The organism is Longimicrobium sp. (assembly GCF_036280135.1).
GTDB lineage: Bacteria > Gemmatimonadota > Gemmatimonadetes > Longimicrobiales > Longimicrobiaceae > Longimicrobium.
Map to the genome: position 1 here is coordinate 1 of NZ_DASURI010000866.1, position 3,961 is coordinate 3,961.

The window sequence follows — 3,961 nt, forward strand, 5'->3', positions numbered from 1 at the left end:
CTCTGCGGCTCTGCGTGAGAAATCTTCTACTTGGCCCCGGCAAACACCTCGTCCTCGGCGAGATCGGGGTAGGTGAGCTCGCCGCGCATGCCGCCCAGCACCTCCTCGGCCGTGGCGCGGTGGTTCTTGACCGAGCTGGTCCACGTGCCCCACACCGTGGGATCGATCGTGTCGCCGTTGCTGCCCAGGCTCCCCAGCCGCGCCTGGTCCTCGTCCGTGAGCACCTGGCCCGGCAGGGGCTCCAGGTGCGCCACGTCCTCCGCGGACAGGCCGATGGCGCGGCCCACGCGCGTACCATAGTCGTCGTGCACCAGCAGCAGGTGCCACACCATGCGCTCCTGCACATCGCGCTCGCACTGGCCCAGCAGGTCGCCCAGGTTCCGCACCAGGTCGTCGCGCTCCCACTTCATCATGGTGTTGTAGCGCGCGCGGGCCTGCACGTAGTCGTTGCGGCGCTCCAGCACGCTCTGCGTGAGCCGGCCGTGGATCTCGGGCGCGTTGTGCGGCTTACGCTCCGCCTCGCGCAGCCCGTTGTGCAGGCTGGGCTCGAAGTTCACGTGCGGGTTCTGCCCCGGGGCCAGGTCCACCCCGTACGACATCTGCCCGCCGCGCTGGTTGGTGTGCACGCGGCCGTCCACGCCCTGCGGCTGGTTCACGGGCAGCTGCAGGTAGTTGGGGCCCACGCGGTAGCGCTGCGTGTCGCTGTACGAAAAGGTGCGGCCCACGAGCATCTTGTCGTCCGAGAAGTCCAGGCCGTCCACCAGCACGCCCGTGCCCATGGCGATCTGCTCGTTCTCGTTGTGGTGGTCGCTCACGTTGCGGTTGAGCGTCATCACCCCCACGTGGCGCAGCGGGAACTCGTTCTCGGGCCAGATCTTGGTGTCGTCCAGCGGGTCCCAGTCCAGCTCGGGATGGTCGTGGTCCTCCATGATCTGCACGTACATGTCCCACTGCGGGTGCTCGCCCCGCTCGATGGCCTCGTACAGGTCCTTGCTGGCCGATCCCAGGTCCTGCCCCTGCACCTTGGCCGCCTCGTCCGCCGTGAGCGACGCCAGGCCGCAGCGCGGATGAAAGTGGTACTTGACCAGCACCGTCTCCCCCCCGGCGTTCACCATCTTGTAGGTGTTGACGCCAAAGCCCTCCATGTGCCGGTAGCTGGCCGGGATGCCGCGCGGGCTGAACAGGTGCGTGAGCATGTGCATCGACTCCGGCGTCTGGCTCATGAAGTCGAAGATGCGGTTGGGCTCCTGGCGAAACGTCACCGGGTCCGGCTTGAGCGCGTGGATCACGTCCGGGAACTTGATGGCGTCGCGGATGAAGAACACCGCCAGGTTGTTGCCCACCAGGTCCCAGTTGCCGTCCTCCGTGTAGAACTTGACGGCGAAGCCGCGCGGGTCGCGGGCCGTCTCCGACGAATCCCGCCCGCCGATCACGGTGCTGAAGCGGATGGCCAGCCGCGTCTTCTTCCCGGCATCCGAGAAGATCTTGGCGCGCGTGTACCTGGCGGCGGGCTCGTCGCCGATCTTGCCCGTCGCCTCGAACTCGCCGTAGCACACGAAGCCGCGGGCGTGCACCACGCGCTCCGGGATGCGCTCGCGGTCAAAGTGGCTGATCTTCTCCAGGAAGTGGTAGTTCTCCAGCGTGGCGGGACCGCGGCTGCCCACGGTGCGCTGCGACTGGTTGTTGGCGACGGGGTGGCCCTGCCGCGTGGTAAGCGTGCGGTCCTGTGATCCCGCGCCGTTGCTCTCGCTCATCTGCTCCGCTCCATGATCTCTCGTGCAAGTGCGTGCCGGGGGGCGACACGCCGGGTGCGCGCACGCGAGATTAACGCCGCGCCGGGGATAAGGGAAATCAATCTTCTTTACCGATCCATCAGGATTGCTTATGATCCCGGGATGACGCTCACCCAGCTCGCCTACGCCGTGGCCGTGGACACGCACGGCCACTTTGGCCGCGCCGCCGACGCGTGCTACGTCACCCAGCCCGCCCTGTCCATGCAGATCCGCAAGCTGGAGCGGGAGCTGGGGGCCGTGCTCTTTGACCGCACGCGCACGCCGGTGGTGCCCACGGAGGTGGGGCGGATGGTGGTGGAGCAGGCGCGCGTGGTGCTGCGCGAGGCGGCGCGCGTGGCCGAGCTGCGCGGCGAGGCGGCGGGCGCCACCACGGGCACGCTGCGAGTGGGCGTGCTGCCCACGCTGGGGCCGTACCTGCTGCCGCGCTTCGTGCACGCGCTGGCGCGGCGGCATCCGCAGCTGGAGCTGGTGCTGGAGGAGGGGTTGACGGCGGACCTGCTGGAGCGCGTGCGGGGCGAGACGCTGGACGTGGCCCTCATCGCCACGGACGAGGCGCCGGACTTGGTGCCGCGCCCGCTGTTCGACGAGCCGCTGATGGCGTACGTGAGCCGCGGCCATCCGCTGGCCGCGCGGGATGCGGTCGCGCCGGAGGATTTGCCCCGGGAGGACTTCTGGCTGCTATCCGAGGCGCACTGTCTGCACGCGCAGACGCTGCAGCTGTGCCAGGCGCCGGACGCGGCGGGGCCCAGCTGCACGCGGGGCATCTCGCTGCGCAGCGGCAACCTGGAGACGCTCAAGCGGCTGGTGGAGAACGGCGAGGGCTTTACGCTGCTCCCCGCGCTGGCCGTGGAGGACCACCGGCGCGACCACCCCGCCGCGCGCCTGGTGCCGTTCGCGGAGCCGGCGCCCACACGGCGCATTCGGCTCGTGCGGCGGCGCGTGTACCTCAAGCGGCCCCTGGTGGAGGCGTTCGTGGACAGCCTGCTGGCCAGCCTCCCCCCCGAGGTCCGCGTCCACCCGACGGCAGGGCCGACGGCATAGCGCGCACGGGAGCCGATTCAAGACGAGACGAGACGATCCGAGACGAGACGGAACCAGGAGGGCACGAGGAGAGGCGGCCTTCACGCCGTCCGGAGCGAATGAATTCGCCGCGGGAAAGGCACGAAGTCCGCCTTCGCGGACTGCCCCAGAAAGGGCCGCCCCGGTGCACCGGAGCGGCCCTTTGCGCGGTTGAAGCCTCGTTCACAGAGCGCGTCGGCGCGAGACGGGGCTTATGGCAGTCCGAGCGGCGGGTTTACCCGCTCAGGCTGGGTGCCGCACCACCCGGCAATCTGCCCGTTCGAAGTATACCCCCTCTCCCGCGCAGTTTGCGGGAGAGGGACGCGAGTTGACGAGCGGGGTGAGGGCCCACGGGGTGAGGGCTCACACCTCCACGCCGTCGTACGCGCGCTGCAGGGCGGCAATGTCCAGCTTCTTCATCTGCAGCATGGCGTTCATGGCGCGGCGCGTGGCCGGCGAGTCGGGATCCGCGAACAGCGCGTCCATCTGGGCCGGCACCACCTGCCACGACACGCCGAACCGGTCCTTGAGCCATCCGCACTGCTGCGCCCGCGGGTCCCCGCCCTCGCCCAGCCGCGCCCAGTACTGGTCGATCTCCGCCTGGCTGTCGCAATGCACCTCGAACGAGACGGCCTCGTTGAACGTGAACAGCGGGCCGCCGTTCAGGGCCGTGAACGTCGTGCCGTCCAGCTCGAAGACCACCGTCATCACGGAGCCGGCGGGCCGGCCGTGGATCTCCTGCCCCGCGTCGCTGAAGTGCGTGACGCGGACGATGCGCGAGTTGGGAAAGATGCCGGTGTAGAAGCGCGCGGCCTCCTCGCCCTGGTCGTTGAACCACAGGCACGGGCGAATGCGGGTCGTGATGCTCATGGCGGTGCTCCCGGTCGGAAAGGGTGGATGATCCGCGGGCCGCCGTTCGCGATCGCGGCCCTGCATCCTCAGTCGGAGCCGCACGCGGGTTTCTCGACATCCGCCGCGCGTCATCCCCGATCTGCCCATACGACGAACGGGAGCGGATGCCGATCGGCTCGCGGCCGTCATCGGCTCGGACCACTCACGCCCTCCGCAAAAAAGCGTCATCCTGAGGGGCCCTCGCGGAGCGTCATCGT

General features: G+C 69.5%; 3 protein-coding genes. 1 reads left to right on the forward strand and 2 read right to left on the reverse strand.

What is annotated here, in order from left to right:
- Positions 1-26: 26 nt before the first annotated feature.
- Positions 27-1,754 (reverse strand): catalase, encoded by a 1,728-nt coding sequence (locus VFZ20_RS28025; RefSeq protein ID WP_329687269.1) that lies wholly within the window; start codon positions 1,752-1,754, stop codon positions 27-29.
- Positions 1,755-1,895: 141 nt separating this feature from the next.
- Between VFZ20_RS28025 and VFZ20_RS28030 the strand changes: the two genes are divergently transcribed.
- On the forward strand, positions 1,896-2,834 hold the full coding sequence (locus tag VFZ20_RS28030; RefSeq protein WP_329687270.1) for a LysR substrate-binding domain-containing protein: 939 nt from the start codon (positions 1,896-1,898) through the stop codon (positions 2,832-2,834).
- Between the two features lie 381 nt (positions 2,835-3,215).
- On the opposite strand, the gene VFZ20_RS28035 is transcribed toward VFZ20_RS28030, so the two are convergent.
- A complete protein-coding gene (locus VFZ20_RS28035; RefSeq protein ID WP_329687271.1) occupies positions 3,216-3,722 on the reverse strand; it encodes a VOC family protein in 507 nt (168 codons plus the stop codon).
- Positions 3,723-3,961: the final 239 nt, after the last annotated feature.